15 protein-coding genes are annotated in these 17661 nt (G+C 40.5%); 3 read left to right on the top strand and 12 right to left on the bottom strand.

Translation table 11 applies throughout. The annotated features are described in order from the left end of the window. Positions 1-118: 118 nt before the first annotated feature. The 5 genes from V7K15_RS28505 to fdxB form a co-directional block, all read right to left on the bottom strand. Positions 119-607, bottom strand: a complete 489-nt coding sequence (locus V7K15_RS28505) for a hypothetical protein (protein ID WP_334911146.1) — start codon at positions 605-607, stop codon at positions 119-121. 237 nt (positions 608-844) lie between these two features. Continuing rightward, a complete protein-coding gene (locus V7K15_RS28500) occupies positions 845-1444 on the bottom strand; it encodes a cytochrome c oxidase subunit 3 (RefSeq protein WP_334911243.1) in 600 nt (199 codons plus the stop codon). A gap of 256 nt (positions 1445-1700) precedes the next feature. Next, entirely contained in the window at positions 1701-3389 is a 1689-nt protein-coding gene (gene ctaD / locus V7K15_RS28495; RefSeq protein ID WP_334911144.1) for a cytochrome c oxidase subunit I, read from the bottom strand. A gap of 87 nt (positions 3390-3476) precedes the next feature. Continuing rightward, complete coding sequence (locus V7K15_RS28490; RefSeq protein WP_334911142.1) at positions 3477-4469, bottom strand: cytochrome c oxidase subunit II; 993 nt, start codon at positions 4467-4469, stop codon at positions 3477-3479. A 645-nt stretch (positions 4470-5114) separates the two neighbouring features. Further along, complete coding sequence (gene fdxB, locus V7K15_RS28485) at positions 5115-5408, bottom strand: ferredoxin III, nif-specific (protein WP_334911140.1); 294 nt, start codon at positions 5406-5408, stop codon at positions 5115-5117. Between the two features lie 1028 nt (positions 5409-6436). Here fdxB and V7K15_RS28480 point away from each other — a divergent pair. Next, positions 6437-8032 (top strand): helix-turn-helix domain-containing protein, encoded by a 1596-nt coding sequence (locus V7K15_RS28480; RefSeq protein WP_334911138.1) that lies wholly within the window; start codon positions 6437-6439, stop codon positions 8030-8032. A 106-nt stretch (positions 8033-8138) separates the two neighbouring features. On the opposite strand, the gene V7K15_RS28475 is transcribed toward V7K15_RS28480, so the two are convergent. Further along, entirely contained in the window at positions 8139-9116 is a 978-nt protein-coding gene (locus tag V7K15_RS28475) for a sucrase ferredoxin (RefSeq protein WP_334911136.1), read from the bottom strand. A gap of 1158 nt (positions 9117-10274) precedes the next feature. Here V7K15_RS28475 and V7K15_RS28470 point away from each other — a divergent pair. After that, entirely contained in the window at positions 10275-11027 is a 753-nt protein-coding gene (locus V7K15_RS28470; protein ID WP_334911241.1) for a Mut7-C RNAse domain-containing protein, read from the top strand. Between the two features lie 147 nt (positions 11028-11174). Here the strand turns inward: V7K15_RS28470 and V7K15_RS28465 are convergent, their stop codons facing one another. Continuing rightward, a complete protein-coding gene (locus V7K15_RS28465) occupies positions 11175-11396 on the bottom strand; it encodes a hypothetical protein (RefSeq protein ID WP_334911134.1) in 222 nt (73 codons plus the stop codon). 111 nt (positions 11397-11507) lie between these two features. Between V7K15_RS28465 and V7K15_RS28460 the strand changes: the two genes are divergently transcribed. After that, positions 11508-12518 carry an ROK family protein gene (locus tag V7K15_RS28460; RefSeq protein WP_334911132.1) on the top strand — a complete coding sequence of 337 codons (1011 nt, stop codon included), beginning with the start codon at positions 11508-11510 and terminating at the stop codon, positions 12516-12518. A gap of 34 nt (positions 12519-12552) precedes the next feature. Here V7K15_RS28460 and V7K15_RS28455 read toward each other — a convergent pair whose 3' ends face one another. From V7K15_RS28455 to iscB, 5 genes are all read right to left on the bottom strand, one after another. Continuing rightward, complete coding sequence (locus tag V7K15_RS28455) at positions 12553-13125, bottom strand: hypothetical protein (protein WP_334911130.1); 573 nt, start codon at positions 13123-13125, stop codon at positions 12553-12555. 104 nt (positions 13126-13229) lie between these two features. Further along, positions 13230-13820: a Uma2 family endonuclease gene (locus tag V7K15_RS28450; RefSeq protein WP_334911128.1), complete on the bottom strand. Its 591-nt coding sequence runs from the start codon at positions 13818-13820 to the stop codon at positions 13230-13232. A gap of 52 nt (positions 13821-13872) precedes the next feature. Beyond that, the gene (gene proB, locus V7K15_RS28445; RefSeq protein ID WP_334911125.1) at positions 13873-14982 is read right to left on the bottom strand and encodes a glutamate 5-kinase; all 1110 of its coding nucleotides are present in this window, start codon (positions 14980-14982) and stop codon (positions 13873-13875) included. A gap of 387 nt (positions 14983-15369) precedes the next feature. Continuing rightward, positions 15370-15909 (bottom strand): YqeG family HAD IIIA-type phosphatase, encoded by a 540-nt coding sequence (locus V7K15_RS28440; protein WP_334911123.1) that lies wholly within the window; start codon positions 15907-15909, stop codon positions 15370-15372. Positions 15910-16334: 425 nt separating this feature from the next. Next, positions 16335-17618: an RNA-guided endonuclease IscB gene (iscB, locus tag V7K15_RS28435; RefSeq protein ID WP_334911121.1), complete on the bottom strand. Its 1284-nt coding sequence runs from the start codon at positions 17616-17618 to the stop codon at positions 16335-16337. Positions 17619-17661 lie beyond the last annotated feature (43 nt).

Genomic DNA, 17661 nt, shown 5'->3' with positions numbered 1-17661 from the left:
TATGGTGACACTAGGGAAGATAGAGTTACTATTAGTAGCCGATCCCCAGAGAGAGTTAGAGGAATATGAGCTAGTAGATAACAAATTGTTCATGATGTTCACCTTGATTCTTGAGTAATTAATCATCATCTTCTTCTGCTGGACGTGTCAAAATATCCAGGAGAATCCCGGCACCAAAATCGTTCTTTTCGTCTATCTCTTTGACTTTAGTGCTGATTTCTTTTGCTTGCTCGATCGCTCCTAACTTTGCTAATACCAATCCAGAAGCGGCATAAGCATTCAAGTACAATCGAATTTGTGGGTCTTCTTTGCGATTGACTAATATAGGCTTAAGTTGCTCCCAGTCATCAGGAAGTTTTTCTGCTTCTTTAATTTTATCTAATAATTTGACTGTTGTTTGCCAAGCAAGAGAATAATTATTTTTATAATAGAAAAATCTATATGCTGCTACCAAGACATCTGTATTTTCACCAGTTTCGGCTAAAGCTTGTTGAATATATTTTTCCGATTCTGATGTATTTTCCCAGGTTTGTGCAGCTAAAATTAATAAACTTTTGATGTCCTCTGGAACCTGGAACCATGAAAATTTGTTGGGTTCAACTTGCATAATAAATTTATTGGGGAGTGGGGAATGGGGAATACGGTTCGTATAAGACTTGATCCCCCCAACCCCCCTTTTTAAGGGGGGCTAAAAATGGCTCTATTTCCCCCTTTTTAAGAGGAGCCAGTGCGCTACGGCGGGTTTCCCAACTTGAAAGACCTGGCGTGGACTAAGGGGGATCTTTAAGGACTACGCACCTTAACCGAACCGTATTGGGACTAGGGAAATAACTCAATGCTCAATTTAAAACAAAGTGAGAACGTACACTAAGGTAAATAAAACAATCCAGATAATGTCTACGAAGTGCCAGTAAATTTCTGTCATTTCGATGAAAGTATGATTTGTTGCAGAATATTCACCGGGACGACGCGATCGCCACAATACACGTAATATCAATAACAGTCCGATAAAAACGTGCAAACCGTGGAACCCAGTCATGATATAAAAGCAGTTGGCGAAGACGTTGGTAGTCAGCCCGTATCCTAATGTTGAGTACTCATAAACCTGACCACCCAAGAAAATTGTCCCCATGAGTGCAGTAATTGCATACCACAGTTGCATTCCCTTGAGATTATTCTTTTTAATCGCCGTATCTCCTAAGTGAATCACGAAACTACTAGACACCAAAATAATGGTGTTAATCGTCGGCACAAGTAGTTCTACTTCACTTCCTTCTGGAGGCCAAACGGCTGTAGTACTTCGGAAAAACAAATAAGTGGCAAAAAATCCTCCAAACATCAGGGATTCAGAGGCGAGAAACGTCAACAGTCCCCAAACTCTTAAATCTGGATGTTCTTCGTGTCCTGCACTGTGATCTTCGCTTGTCGTTGTAGCTATAGTCATAGATTTTTTGACAATATTATCTGCTGCGTCTGTTGTGGAAGCTTGAATGAAGCGGCTTGGTGCAAGATGTGACTCTACTAACAAACCCTTTCAAGGTGGGTAAAAATTTTAGTTAAGAAATTGCTCTTTAATCTCTTTACTCTGTGTTCTCTGCGCCTCTGTGGTTAAATAAATTATTTTTAAACCGCAGAGGCGCTGAGAGCGCTGAGAGAAAAAAGAGATTTTACGACTCACCTTGAAAAGGCTACTCTATTAACTAAGCAGTAGCTTCCGGCGTTGCAGATGGCTGTATTTCAGTACTATGACCTTGACCGTAGTCATAAGGGCCATGAGTGACAACCGGCAACACTTCCCAGTTTTCAATTGCAGGTGGTGAGCTAGTTGTCCATTCTAAAGTCAAAGCTTGCCAAGGATTATCACCAGCCAAAGGTCCTTTCAGCCAACTGTAGATCATGTTAATGGCGAAAGGAATTACCGATATCCCCAAAACAATTGAACCAAAGGTACAAATTTGATTGAGGTCGATAAATTGGGGGTCATACATTGCCACGCGTCGAGGCATTCCTTTTAAACCCAACTCGTGCATGGGTAAAAAGGTCAGATTCGTGCCGATGAAGGTAAGAGCAAAATGAACACGTCCCCAGGTTTCATTCAGCATTCGTCCGGTCATTTTGGGGAACCAGTGATAAATACCGGCGTAGATGCCAAACACGGAACCGCCAAACAGAACGTAGTGGAAATGTCCGACAACATAATATGTGTCGTGAACGTGAACATCAAAGGGGGCTGTTCCCATCGTCACACCGCTTAAGCCGCCCATGACAAACATCGACAACAAACCAATGGCGAAAAGCATCGCAGTGGTGAAGCGGATTTTACCACCCCAGAGAGTAGCAACCCAGGCAAAAATCTTCACGCCAGTCGGAACTGCAACTATCAGCGTAGAGATAGTGAAGAACATCCGCATCCAGCCGGGTGTACCACTGGTAAACATGTGGTGTACCCAGACGAACAAACCCACAACGCAGATGGCTACACTAGAATAAGCGATCGCTTTATAACCAAAGATGGGCTTGCGGGAGTGAACTGGAATTACCTCCGACATGATGCCGAAGATGGGCAGAATCATTAAATATACTGCCGGGTGGGAATAAAACCAGAATAAGTGTTGATAAATTACAACGTTACCACCTGCATCTGGTTTAAAGAACGAGGTGCCAAAGTTGAGGTCAAACAACAGCAGAACTAAACCGGCTGCTAATACAGGTGTGGAGAAAAGTGCCAGCAGGGAGGTTGCCAAGATTGCCCAGCAAAATAGGGGTACTTGATCCCATTTCATGCTAGGAACCTTCATCATCAAAATGGTGATCACAAAGTTTAGTGAACCCAAAATTGAGGAAGTTCCTACTAAGACGATCGCCAGTATCCACATAGTTTGAGCGATTGGTGCTGTCACCAAACTCAATGGTGGGTAAGCTGTCCAACCAGATTGCGAACCGCCAAAAATGAAACTACCTAATATCAACGCTCCGGCTGGTGGATTTAACCAAAAGGCGATCGCATTCAGCTTCGGAAAAGCCATATCCCTAGCACCAACCATCAATGGCACTAAATAGTTACCAAATCCCCCAATGGCGCTGGGGACAATCCACAGGAAGATCATAATCGTCCCGTGATTAGTCATGAAAGCGTTATACAGATTGGGGTCGAGTACGTCTGATTCTGGTGTTGCTAATTCCACCCGCAGAGCGATCGCCATCAGTCCGCCGATGAGATAGAACACAAACGCCGTCACTAGGTATTGGATACCAATAACCTTGTGGTCAACATTAAATGTAAAATAGTCCTGCCATTTCCACGCCTGCGGATGGGAGGTGTGTCCAGCCACCATTTTCGGTTTATTTTCTTCTGGTGGAGTATTCCGGGGAAATTCTACCTGCGTCATATTTTTTACCACTATGCGCGACTCTTGCACAGACGCGATTAATCGCGTCTCTACTCTTGACTTGTACAGACGCGATTAATCGCGTCTCTACTGTTGACCAATGACCAATGACTCTAGAGTTGCCGCACTAATTCCCATATCATGGGTGTGAGGCGCGAGAAACTCTGATGTTGATAAGTCGGCTGGATTAATTGCAACAACTTGATTTAAGTTTTGCTGTTGAGCAATCTGGTTTTCTGTCCGCCAGCTATTATATTCTTCTGGTGTGTGGACAATTACCTGTGTCCGCATTGAACCGTGATAACCACCGCATAACTCAGCACAAACTACGGGATATGTACCTGGTTTGGTGGCGACAAATCTTAGTTCGGTAGGGATACCGGGAAGTGCATCTTGTTTCAGGCGGAAATTTGGCACCCAGAATGAGTGAATTACATCTTGTGCTGAAAGGTTGAGTTGCACATCAGCACCGACGGGTATGTGCAATTCTCCAGAGGTAATGCCACTATCGGGGTAATTAAATATCCAGGCGTACTGAATCCCTTTGACATCAACAACTAAATCGGCTGGTTTGTCTAGGGTTTGAGGAGACGCACCGATGCCAATTGTTGGCGCAATTCTTGGGGCAGTTGTTGCTGGGGAGGTATCGCTTAATGTCCCTGCTAGAGCGGTTCCCGGCATCTGAGCAACATGAGCTGCTGAATGAGGATGACCCGCAGGATCAAAGCCTCCCATTCGGTTAAAAACATCTACACTGTAGATGCCCAAGAGGAGGACAATCACTGTTGGGATTGCTGTCCAAAAGACTTCTAAGGGCAAGTTACCTTCTATTGGCACGCCATCGGTATCGTCACCCGGACGGCGACGAAACTGAATCAAAAAAACTACAATGGTTCCTTCTACCACCAAGAAGAGTGCGATCGCAATGGTAAACATGACGTTGAAAAAACCGTCTACCAAAGGCGCTTGTAACGATGCTTGCACCGGCATTAGCGTGTGGTTTTGACCAATCCAAATGCTGATTGCTGTAACTACTATCCCAGCAACCAGAGTCCATAGTGAAACAGGAACTTGTTGCATACATGCTACCTGCTTTGTAAACCGTCTTTAAACGTGTGATTTTCTGGGTTTTGGTATTGGGGATTGTTATCCATTCCCCATTCCCCATTCCCTTTTCACTTATTAACTTTCTAACGTGCAGCCATAAAAAATGGGGGAAACTTCCAGATTTTTTCCATATCTTTCCCCCATAAAATTACAAATTATATTTCAACTCCTATGACAAAGTTAGCTCCCTACTTCCAGAAAAGCTAGTTGTTCCAAGAGGACACTGTTAGACTCAGGACTATTTTGTTCTAGACATAAACCGCCCGGAACTTTAGTTCTGGGCTAATAGCTAAAGTCCGTTCAAACGGACTATAATCTTTTCTCACTCGTCCTTGAGACGAATGAGTGCTATTAGACTCATAATTTATTCTGAGGCAGCCTAGATGAGAATAAAATAGCACTGTTGTTAGACCTAATATTGATTAGGCTATATTAGCAGCAAGTTTAAATTTGTTAATAGCTAACATTTTGTGATTTACGGATTTGTTTACTGTGAACTCTTTCTGAGTTCCGGTAAATATTTAGTATTCCCCTCAAGTTACCTTGCCTAGCGCATTTGCGCTTTATACAAACAGTGCCCCCTTGAATGAACAACAATTTTGACTAACTCTAAAAACCTTAATTGTTTAATGCAACATGGGTGTAGCAGTTCTTGGGACAAATCCGTGAACACGCTTCACAACCAATACAGTTATTTGGAGAAGTAACTGCCATTACTTTCCGTTCAACTTCTTCTTCATCTTCATCTTCCACAAATTCGCCTTCTTCATTCAGCGCTTTCAAACCTAGCACGTTGTATCCGCATACTTTAACGCATCTGCCACAGCCGATACATTTATCCTTGTCGATTTCCTGAGCAAATTTTGGTGTCCAAGTCTTACCGCCAAATGTCAAGCCTGTTACTTGTGCCATGAATAAATCCTCAGCAATTTTGCCTGTCAATCTGTTTGTGCATTAATCATCATATTATCCTAATATTTTATTTTTTTTGCATTCAAAAATTACTTTTGTCTCATCAAATTTCGATGACTTTGAACACAATGCGAAAGTATTTTTTATTTCAATCTATAGATGAAAATTATTGCCAATAATTATTGTAAATGTTTAGGTTTTCCTCGTTCCTATGCTCCGCATGGGAACGCATTCATCGAGTCTCTGACTCAATTTCTGACAGCAGCCATTCCCTTGCTATCCATAGGAAGGGGAGAAGGAAAAATTGGGGTAAAGCCTCGTGTAGATGCAGTTTTATTATTTCCAGCAAATGCAACTATATTTATAACAGTGATGATATTTTTTTTCAAATATTTTTAGGTTTAGGCAAATAAATCTAGACGAACAGTATACCTATATACAAAATTATATGCTCATAAGTTACAATTTTATATATGCAATATGTATTTTATCAAGCAACAATTTTCAATTTATTTAATTCAAATATTTAGATAAATGGTGACAAAAGAAATATGATGATTTCACCTCACCAAACAGAAATTAATTTATAAAGGAACTGTAAAGTTCATGGCAGAATATTACCCTACATTAAATATTAAAATTATTAATAAATCAGGTGAAGTCCAATTGCAATAGGCTGAATTTTTTCTTAAAAATACCTTGAGTAAGGTTTTATGGTCAAATATAAAATGTTCATTAAGTACCTAATAAAATAAATGTTAAGATTTTTTTTTAAGCTCAGTAGGAACAAATTAATCATTTTTTTCATGAAATGTATAGTTAATAAGAAGTTTTCTTAGGCTCAGTTTTAAAGCCTTAAATAGCTTCCAATTGGATGCAAAATCAAAATATGGATGTGGGGAGTAAGTGTGGTGAGAAAAGATATTCTCGCCAGAAAGATAATGTGGTAGCGAGTCATGAATAAACAGGACTCATCCAGGGGAGACCTAAGCCAGACATCTCAACGATTAGAGTGGGAAAAGAGCCAAATGCCTTATACAATTCCTAACAACAGTTGCGTTGGATGTGACAACTGCCGCCCCCAATGTCCTACGGGTGCAATCAAAATAGAGAACAATGAATATTGGGTTGATCCTGGTCTTTGTAATAATTGTGAGGGCTATTATCCAGAGCCGCAATGTGTAATAGCTTGTCCAACTAATTCTCCGATTCCTTGGCAGGCGAAAAAGGGGAGATGCAAAGTTGAACCGAGAGATGCTACTAGCTTAGACTTGTTTTCTAACGGCAAGAATAACCCATTTGCTTCAGCGATCGCCATTTGGGAAGCTTGTAATGTATTGGCACAACGCACATCCCTACATTGGGAAAATGATGAAGACGGTTACTTGTGTTACAGCCGACAAATCAACCAAGGCCGAGGTGCGATCGCTTTTCACATCCAAGATCCATTCAAAGTTAACGACAAGGCGACAGATTTAGCAGCAATTGAGGGGCTTGACATCAGAGCCGCTTGCATACATCTGATTTTTGCAGCTTATGCCACAGCCTTAGATCAACCTTGCGAACAAGAATTTGCGATCGATGAGCGACAAATCGAGAAATATTTGGGGATGGAAAAACGCAAAGATTTGAGCAAAGCTGCAAAGCTAGCTTTAATGAAAAATATCGTTCAGCAAGCTTGCTCACTGATTATCTCCATTGACTGGCCTCAACAAGGTCGAATTAACGGATTCTCTATTACAGGCAGCCGCTTATGGCACTTAGTAGATATTCAGCACCACTTTCAAGAAGACAATCTTGGATGCAAATATCTTATTGGGTTAACTTTTAAAGTAAAAGCAGGCATTTGGGCAAAATATTTCTTAAACAAACAAGCATGTAAAGAGCGAACCGCATTCTATCAATACGGTAGTCTTCCCAAAACGCTGTTAACCACAGTCATGAGTATTTGGCAGCAACATGAAGGCGCAGTCCGACTAATGCTGTGGTTGCTGTTTAAAACCAAAATGGGCAAAGAACAACGCATCACCATTCCTACCTTGCTGCGTATTGCTTACGGTGAAGAAAAAGTCGCCCTTGCATCCAGACAACGGGAAGAACGCAAACGTCTGCTGCGAACTTTTGAAAGCGATTTGGAAATTCTCCATCATTATGGAATGAAACCAATTTTCGATCCAGTTACTTATCCATTAGAAATCCAACCTTTGTGGGCGAAGTTAGTTGATCTTCCCGAAGATCCAGATGAAGCATTAGAATTTTGGACTAATGACGGTGGTGCTGAAACTCGCCTCACAGACACAGGCCCTCGTGGGAAGTGGAATCTGCTAATGAATGCGCGAATTTTGGCTTTTGAACTCCCACCAGAATGGGAACAGCAAATCTCAGAATCGGAAAAAAAGAAAACAAGAACTGCTAAAGCTAAAAGGAAGCCTAAAACTACAAACGATTTGCTAGGTGAACAGATTTTGCAAGCACGAAAAAATTTGAATCTCTCCCAAAGAGAGTTGGCAAAACTCACAGGTAAAAGTCAAAGCTGGATTCGAGATATCGAAAATGGTCGTTTAAAAGCCAAATTAGAAGACCAAATACTGTTACGGAAAGTCTTAAATATGGCTTCATCTTGATTCAGGATTGGGAATTTAAACGCATAGGCACTTCCCTTCTCTGCGACACGCTACGCGAACGTACAGAAGTGGTATGCGTCCCTCTGCGTTTAAAAACACTACAGTTTTATGTACTATAACTCATCATCTTACTAGAGGTAATCCAGAGACTAGCTACAGCATATTTAGTAACTACCAACTCTCGTGTAGCATTGCATGAACTCTTCAGTTGTTGAGTCTTGGTTGGATCTTTGACAAGTTTAGCCTGGTAAGTGTAGAGAGAACCAGAAGGTTGTTCAAAACTTAGTTCAGCTAGAATAGTATTATTGTCTAAACTTTGCTCCAGAATTTTGCCTGCAACTTTGTAGTTAAACCAATCCCATCCGTTGCGGAGGATTAGTTCTCTTTCCAAAATCTGAAGTGCAGCAGGGAGAATTCCCCAGCCTCGATAGACTTTATTTAAACATTGAATATCGCCAGTACGGTTCAGAATCGATTTGAATGAATCTTGATCGAGAACACCGTAATATCTTCCTTCTGGCAAGTCTATAACTGTTGGTGCAAACCGATGTCCCCCAAAGTGCGATGATTTCCAAATTCGCACATTATCCAAGCATAAATCAGCAGTAGTCGCTGTTACTTTGAAGTAAAAGGGAGCGCCATATCTGGCACAACACTTATCATGGCTACCGTGGGTACACACTAAAATATCTCTAGTTGTACTAGTTTCCATCTCAAAATTAGCACTGATACCCGATAAACATTTTTGGACAACTGCTGCTACTTGCTCAATATTTCCTAGTTTAAACTCTTGCTTGCAGAAACCATTACTTAGTCCTTCTTTTCTTTGATAAATTAAAAGCGTAGTCTGGTTGACTTTGTGTGATAGATCATTAGCAATTAAGAGGAATATGATTGGTAGTTTAGCACGCTTCACTTCTTGTACCAAAATCCTCAAATTCTGTGGCACCCACTTGGAACTAAAGGCTTCTGATGTCCAAGGTAGAGGACATTCAACTAAAATATAGGTTTGGTAATTGGTGGCACTACCAATAACATCTTCACCTGCTTGCCGTGAATAGTCAGAACAAAAAACAGTATTCATCTAGCTATACTCATTAGCGTATTTTATGGACAAAAGGTATTAGAAACTACAATTGTGTTTTTAGCTACAATATCCTTAATTCAAGGAGATAAAAAAGAACAATATGTATGTATTTCGCAGTTCAAACTAACTAGCCATTTTAGAACATCATTTCTGATCAACCTCTTCCTCGTTAATAAATTTTCCACAATAGAGATAAATAGTGTCAAGAAATATTTTTTCGTAGTAGTGGAATTAATTTTGTATCGAGTTTTATTGTTATCTAGTATTTCATAAATTTTCACTTGCTGAAACTCGGATTTTCTGAAGTTGTTTTTTTTGGCAAAATCAAATATATTAAACCTTGTGCGTAGATGCATACTACTAGGTCGAAGCAAGCTACGCCCAGCGTCTGGTAAAGAAGCAGCTTGTTGTCAGACATCGCTTGGAGAGTAACAGGCGATTAACTTGCTGGCAATATCGATGTCGCTGATATTACAATTAAAAATATTACTAGCAACAATATACTTGTTTAAAGTTTTCCTAAAATTATCTACATAGCTAGTTACAAATCCTGTGTCGTTATTCTGAGGAATATACTTCTCAAGGTAGATGCGTCAACATTTAACCAACAGTATATGCTTGCCAAAGCCTATACTGTTTTAAGACTTATTCCACGCTATTTGCTTTTAATGTATCTATCGATATCTAGATTATATTGCAAATAATTCTCAGTTAGCTGAGAATAAATAAAAACAATTAAATCAGGGGTAAATGCTTTACGGACTCTTAGTCCATGCGCGATAAGTTAATGATCAAAACTAGTGACTAATTATTAACAGCGTCACTGACATCAACATTAACAAACCTGATATTTAGCTTTTTACCTAATCTAACTTTCTGAAGCTCATGTCAGGGTTTGATGATAGGCATCTCCTTTGACTCTAGCTGAAGTCAATAATAAATGCAAGTATTTGATAATCTTTATAAGTTCTTTACAATTTGTAGCCTTCAGGAGGTTGGTTAAATCAAGGTTAACGGGCATTTTATAATGGAGATAACTGACTCTAACAAGCATTGATACTTTGAATATAATAAATAAAGTTTTGCAATTGTGACAAATTGTTGCCAATATGGTAGCAGATCTGTGTGCGCTTACTAATCCAAATATCTGTGGCTATGGCGATCGCATATTTCTACTTCCATGCAGAATTGAATCATTTTTTACCACGGCATCATCAGCAGGTAAGAATCTCTCATTTTTTTAAGGAGAAAGCCTCAATTAAGGACATGATTGAGTCGTTGGGTGTCCCTCATCCAGAAGTTGATTTTATAAATGTTAATGGTGAATATGTAAATTTTTCTTACATTGTTTTGGATGGAGATACTATTAATGTTTATCCAATTTCAGCTAGGAGTGTTATTATACCATGCGTTTCTGTTCTGCCAAAACCGCTTAGTATTATCCGCTTTGTTTTAGATATTCATTTGGGGAAGCTGGCGACATCTCTACGACTTTTAGGTTTTGATACTTTATACCGCAATGACTACGAGGATGAGAAATTAGCCCAAATATCCTCCAATCAAGCGCGGATTCTCTTGACTCGTGATAAAGGTTTATTGATGCGTAGTTTGGTAACGCATGGGTATTACGTTAGAAACACTAACCCTCAACAACAAATCATAGAAGTTCTCCAACGATTCGACTTGTTTAAATTAATCTCACCATTTAAACGATGTTTGCGTTGCAATGGATTATTAGAACCTGTAGATAAGCAATCGATCATTGAGCAAGTGCCAGAAAATGTCCGATTGCAGATTGATCAATTCCAGCGTTGTCAAGACTGCAATCGCATTTATTGGAAAGGTTCGCATTATGAACGATTACAACAGTTTATTGATGGAGTACTTAACTCACAGAGAGATGAGTAAGTTAGGAATAAGAATTAAATAAGATACAATTTATGTCCCTGGCTTACCTCACCTTGAATCCCTCTCCGATATATTGGAGAGGGAGGCTAGAGACAGGATGAAGTTTCCCATTTTATTTAATCTATGTTCCTTAGTAATGATAATTATTTACCCACCTGAAAAATTGGCGCTAATTATTGGACTATCCGCAATTTTTGGATCTTTATCTTGGCTATTGAAATCATCAGGAGTGGGGTTTTGCTTCCTCTGTCCGCTAACTTCTTCAGCTTCAATGGGATCTGCCTCTTGAGCTTTATCGATATCAATAGACTCAGGAGGTTCTTTAGCATGAGATAAATCAATAAGTGGTTTTGGTTGCTCGGTAGTCATAATTTGCTAAATGATCTAGTTTTCTCTAGTGTTAAATGTATCTTGATCGCAAACATCTTTCCTGAGAGAGAAACCTTGTCTTGTGATGGTATAAAAGGAGTATAAAAGACTGTGGCATTTATCCTAGCTCTCGATTTTGGCGGAACTAAACTGGCGGCGGCGACTGTAAATATCGGTTCTAGAAAGTGGTTGCGTTATGAACGTCGTCTCTCGCCAGCGAGTGCAGATGTTAGCACTGACTTGGAAATTATGCGATCGCTCATTTACTCGCTGCTAGAAGACGCAAAACCTGCTGCGATCGGTGTCAGCTTTGGTGGCCCAGTTGACGCTTCCACGGGGACGGTGCGACTATCTCATCATGTTGCTGGATGGGAAAATATTCCCCTCAAAGGGTTGTTGGAGGATGAGTTTGGCGTTCCTGTTGGTGTAGACAACGATGCCAATATCGCTGCTTTGGGTGAACATCGCTTTGGTGCAGGACAGGGATACGATAGCCTGTTTTACATAACTGTTAGCACTGGCGTAGGTGGTGGTTGGATACTCAACGGTAAGCCTTGGCGGGGTGCTGGTGGGATGGCTGGCGAAATTGGACATATCGTTGTCGATCCTGCTGGGCCAGTTTGCTTGTGTGGTAAGCGGGGATGTGTGGAACGTTTGGCGTCGGGGCCTTATATGGCGCAAAATGTTAGAGAAATTTTGGAAAACGTAGACGCACCAGCGGCTTTACGGAGGGTACCGCAGAGGCGCGGAGGACTCAGAGATGGAGAGGTTTTAAGGGGTTTAGTGGGGAATAATTTAGAGTTACTTACAGGACAATTGGTGGCTGAAGCTGCGGCGGCTGGTGATGATTTGGCTAAGGAAGTTTTGCATAAGGCTGCTTGGGCGCTGGGTGTGGCTATTGGCAATGTGGCGAATTTGATGAATCCGCAGCGCTTTGTTTTAGGAGGTGGTGTGATGAAGGCGGGGGCGGATTTTTGGCAGGTGGTGCGTCAGGTGGCGCGGGAGACGGCTTTGCCAGAAGTTGATTTTGAAATTGTGCCGGCGGTGCTGGGTGATGATGCGCCTTTGTGGGGGGCGGTGGCGATCGCTTTGATCACAAATCCTCAATTTGTAAATGAGTGATGTGTATAAGTGCAAACAGAACTAATTGAACTAATTATCTATGGGTAAGCGGCGATCGGACTAATAAAAATTGTTCAGCTTCTTCTATATAAAATTCTGTACCGACGTAAAGGCTATTATCCTCAAAATAACTATATCCAATTGTTGCTCTATTTGTATCTATCCCTAACAAACAAGCAAGTTCATCGGCAGCATTTTGTCCTAAATATTCTATATCTTTTTGTTTACAATATCCCATGAAATCAGAAATATTTTGCAATGTTGCACTGGGTTTACAGTACTTAAACAACTTATTTGAGTCTCCATGAAACCGATTTATGTAAACATCTCTTGTATACTCATCACCAAATGTTTCTCCATCTGTATCATTATCAAATTTGTCAATTATTTCTCCACCTTCATATAATAAATATACAAAGTTTAATCCTCTATACACCATCAATGTAAATACGGCAGTTGACAGCTTTATTGATAATTGTTGGACAAAATACCGAATGTAATCATGGTTAAATTCTTCAGATGTTTGATCGTAAACTGTAATCCATCCATTCTTGCTAGGTGAAACATAAGCTTCGTTCCTAGTTATTCTTTCAACTATCTTAGCCACATCATATTGTGAAACCCATCTAACTTAATAGTTAACAAATTTTTCTCCCATTTTTGCTCTACAAATTACAGCACTAATATCCAATAATATTAGGTTTCAACCTACTATTGTTGCTGAATTACCTGGCGAAATTCTCTAATTGCTTCTAAGGGAGACGATAACAAAAGACAACGATTCAGCAGGGATAAATCTAATTCTGCTAGTAACTCACTATTAACAACTTTCTCATATTCTTGTTCTCGTAAGCAGTAAACTTCAATTGTGCCATCTTCCCAAAACCAAACTTCAGGGACTCCCATTAATTTGTACTTCTGTAACTTTATGGGACTACCGCTAGTAATCACTACTTCAATGCAGAGGTCTGCTAGAGGTTTGTCTGTTCCAAAACAATAAGATAAATCTGCTTGATACTCTACTAATTTGGGAATAATCTGGCTAAAACTCCCACTAGGGAAAAATTCAATACCCTGTTCCACGAGATACTGCCCCAGAAGCAGACCCATTAAACACCTAATAGCCTCATGAGATTTACCAATAGTCACTATTTCTAAGACTCCATCACAATAAAACAACCGCACCCCTGGTACATTTTCAAAGCTAGCTTGAATCGCTTTGAACTTTTCCCAACTTAACCCACGACGAAAGAAGCGTTGTTCTTCTGGTAAGTTAACAGCATTTTCTAACGTTTGAGTCATAATATTTTTTACTCTCCCAGTTAGTAGTAACGAAATTTATCTCATTTCCATCTTAAGTCAAAACCAAATTATCTCGATGAATTACGGTTTCCGCACCGGCATAGCCTAAAATTGCGGAAATTTCTCGTGAATGGGAGCCGCGAATCTTTTGCAGATCATTGCTGTTGTAATTCACAAGTCCTCTAGCAATTTCGTTACCGTTGGTGTCACATAATTGCACGGCGTCCTGTGTGCCAAACTCTCCTTCTACTAGCTTAATTCCAGCAGCTAATAACGATTTTCCCGCTAGAGAAATTGCCGCGATCGCACCTTCATCTAAATACAATTTCCCCGCAGGTACAAGGCCGTAAGCTATCCAACGTTTACGCGCAGAAGTTGGTTCAGGTTGCGGTTCAAAATGCGTCCCAATAAGTTCACCTTGAATAATTTTTTCGATATTCCGGGGAAATCGCCCTTGGGTAATTACAGTCCGCACTCCCGCCGCGATCGCAATCCTCGCAGCCGAAATTTTTGTTACCATACCGCCAGTACCCCACTGAGAACCTTGGGAACCTGTTTGTATCTGTAATTCTGCTAATTCCTTAATGCTACTAACTAAAGCGATCGGTCGCGCATCTGGTACCGAACGCGGATCAGCTGAGTACAACCTATCAACATCGGTAAGCAAAAATAGCCAATCTGCTTCTACTAGGCTAGCAACCAATGCCGAAAGGGTATCATTATCACCAAATTTTAGTTCGTCTATTGCTACGGTATCATTTTCATTCACTATGGGGATCACTCCCAGTCTCAGTAGTTCCTGAAAAGTGTTGTAGACGTTGAGATAGCGGCTGCGCTGTACTAAGTCGCTGCGAGTCAGTAATACTTGAGCGATCGCCTGTTGCAGAGTAGTAAATAAATCATCGTATATACGAATTAACCTGCCTTGCCCAACTGCTGCTACAGCCTGTTTTAGTGCGATCGCTTTGGGACGTTCAGTTAAGCCCAACCGCGCACAACCTACCCCTACAGCCCCAGAAGAAACCAAAATCACCCGATGTCCTTGGCGTCTTAAATGGCAAAGTGTTTCCGCCAAGGTAGCGATCGTAGAAAGTGCTAATTGTCCTGTTTCTGGTTGAGTTAGGCTAGAAGTACCGATTTTGACAACAATTGTTAATGCCATCTTTGAATTTTAGATTTTAGATTTTAGATTTTAGATTTTAGATTACAGATTAGACATCTTGCATGAGTTTTTTTTAGACCCCTACCCGAAAGCACAGTCCATCCATGTGAACAGACTAAAGCCTATGGAAACACCTTTTTAGGCTTTAAATCCACTGACAAAGAAGTCTATTTTAGATTCAATCCAAAATCCCAAATCTAAAATCCAAAATTGTAAAGCGCCAATCCCTCTATAGTGAAGGTTGACGCTCTACGGGTGTATATTTACTTAGTATGGCTTAGGGTCTTTTTTGGCTGATCCCATGTTATTAATACTTATGATCCCCGATTTTTGGCTGACAATAAGATTCCTTAATCATTTCTTTAGATTTACTTTCCTGACGATTTCTCAAGTTTTGTGAATCTTAGTTTTCTTAGGAGTAATAGAGGCTCCTAATATCTCTGATATCCAAACTTCAAAGTTGCGAATGGGATGCGATCGCAGAGCCGCATCTGCATGAACAATCGGTTCGACTAAAATAGTAAACATCCCCAGGCGATTACCTGCTAAAACATCGGTAAACAAGCGATCGCCTACCATCCCCACTTGATGCACTGGTAGATCCATTCCCCTAAGTGCAGCCCTAATTTTGCGTCGGGAAGGCTTGGCTGCACCCAAATAGTAAGGTAGATTGAGCGATCGCGCAATTCCACCAATTCGCGCTTCACTCAGGTTATTACTCACCAAGCACAATCTCGTACAGGTGCGAATTTCCTCCACCCAATCTCGTAGTTCTGGGGAAGCCACCCCGACTCTAAAGGGTACTAAAGTTTCATCTACATCCAATACCAGCCCTTTAAGCCCGTATTTTTGGATAATATCTGGTGTTAGGTTCAACACTGAACCCTCTAAAATCAAGTCAGGCTGTAAAAGATTGTTCCAGGTCATAGTCAACAGTCAAATATAGATAGTTCAGACAAATGAGCATAACCCAATATAGTTTAGTTAGTCGAACTCCATCTTGGGATATCTCCCTGAACACTTTGAGATAAAATTCCTAAAATCTTATCTATTTATTTGATGTAATAATTACTTAAATCAATAAATATATCGTTTTCTTCTAACTTCAAAAACTTCCAAATATCCCCCGTTGTTACCGCACCAGAAATTTTTCTGATTTCATCTAAACCTCCATTCCTCCCGCCACCAAACTGAGTACAGTTTTGGTGGCGGGAGAAATGGAGCGGAGCCGCTCCGCCTCCGGGGTTAATTGTATTCGCGTAGCGTGCCTTATGCAAACGTCCCTTGAATGATTTTCATTTTGTGCGTCAGCACAAACAGTGAGGGGGACAGTTGAGCAATTAACAAATCTTTTATTTTCCATATTCGTAACCGTCTTTCTTGTGAATATGTTTGCAAGTCTTGTGACTAATTCCTTGAACTAAACCCGATGCAGTTGAGATATTGAAACTACCGCTAGTTCTTACTGCAATTCGCCCGATATATTTCCCAATCTTCTTGCCTTTTTCGACAACGGCTTTAACAATGTCTCCAGTTTGAAAGCCATCAACAAACTTGAACCTGGGGACATATCGAGAAGGAAAGCCATATTTGTCAGTTCTGCATGATTGTCTAGAACCATGTCCGTTAGCCTTGATCAATAATGGTTTAACTCCTTTGATATTTAAAAGTGGAGTTGACTTACCGACAGCAGCAGCATCAGCCCAGTGAGTTTTCGGTATGTTTTGTTGGCTACGATTAAACTTGGTTAAACCTCCTGAACCTGTTTCTACAGGTAATCCAGTTGTTTTTAAAACTTCCAGCAATGCAAAACGAGTTGTATTAACTGCGGCTGCATCTCCTAAAGGTCTTCGAGCTTGACTTAAAATTTTCTGCAATCTTGTTGGATCTTTTTTAAGAAAGTCTTTAATGTCTTTTGTGCCTTTTTTTATATTGCATTTCTCGCAACTTAAACTCAGGTTTGTAATTGAATTTGAACCTCCTTTAGCTTTTGGTTGAATGTGTTCTATCTGAAGAGGAACATTTTTGACTCCACAATAAGCACATTCTCTGTTCCACTTCTCAAGTAAATATTCACGAGTCTCGAATCCATAAAGAGTACCTTGTTGATACTCGTTGCCTTGGATATCTGGATTCCGCATTAACTGCATATCGAAGCGCACTAATTCTTGACTAATAGCTTGAATCGGTGCAAATCGGCGTAACTTATCAACCCAAGTTTTGATATTATCTACGCGGCTTTGCAAGCTTGGTGCTAACCATCCCAATGTACGAGTTCTGTTTAAAAATCGTGGTTGTCTGTAACGAGTAATTCTTGCCCGTCTACTACGTCTTAGTTGTCTCCTTGAGGTTAGTGAATCCCTAATTGCAAAACCTCTATGCTTCAATTGGGCCGCAAAGACAACCTCGCCGGTAGCATCGTTGACTAATGCAATTCCAGTTGTTGACGCGCCTGGGTCTATCTTTAATCTAAGAGGTTGGGTAGGTGCATCTGTTCGTGATTCAAAAAGAATTAAAGTGAATGGGTAACGCCGAAAAACTGCTGCTTTTTTGTTTCTTAATAGCTGCCTTGCCTGTGCTGAATGTATTGGTTCTAATGGTCTTTTTTCCGAGTCAATTACAAATACTTTGCACATATTGTGCCTCCTTTCGGGTAAAGTTAGCTTCGTCAATGTTTAA

Source organism: Nostoc sp. (assembly GCF_036919815.1).
Classification (GTDB): Bacteria; Cyanobacteriota; Cyanobacteriia; order Cyanobacteriales; family Nostocaceae; genus Nostoc.
Note: the sequence above shows the minus strand (reverse complement) of the source record. Positions and strands in the feature narration are given on the sequence as shown.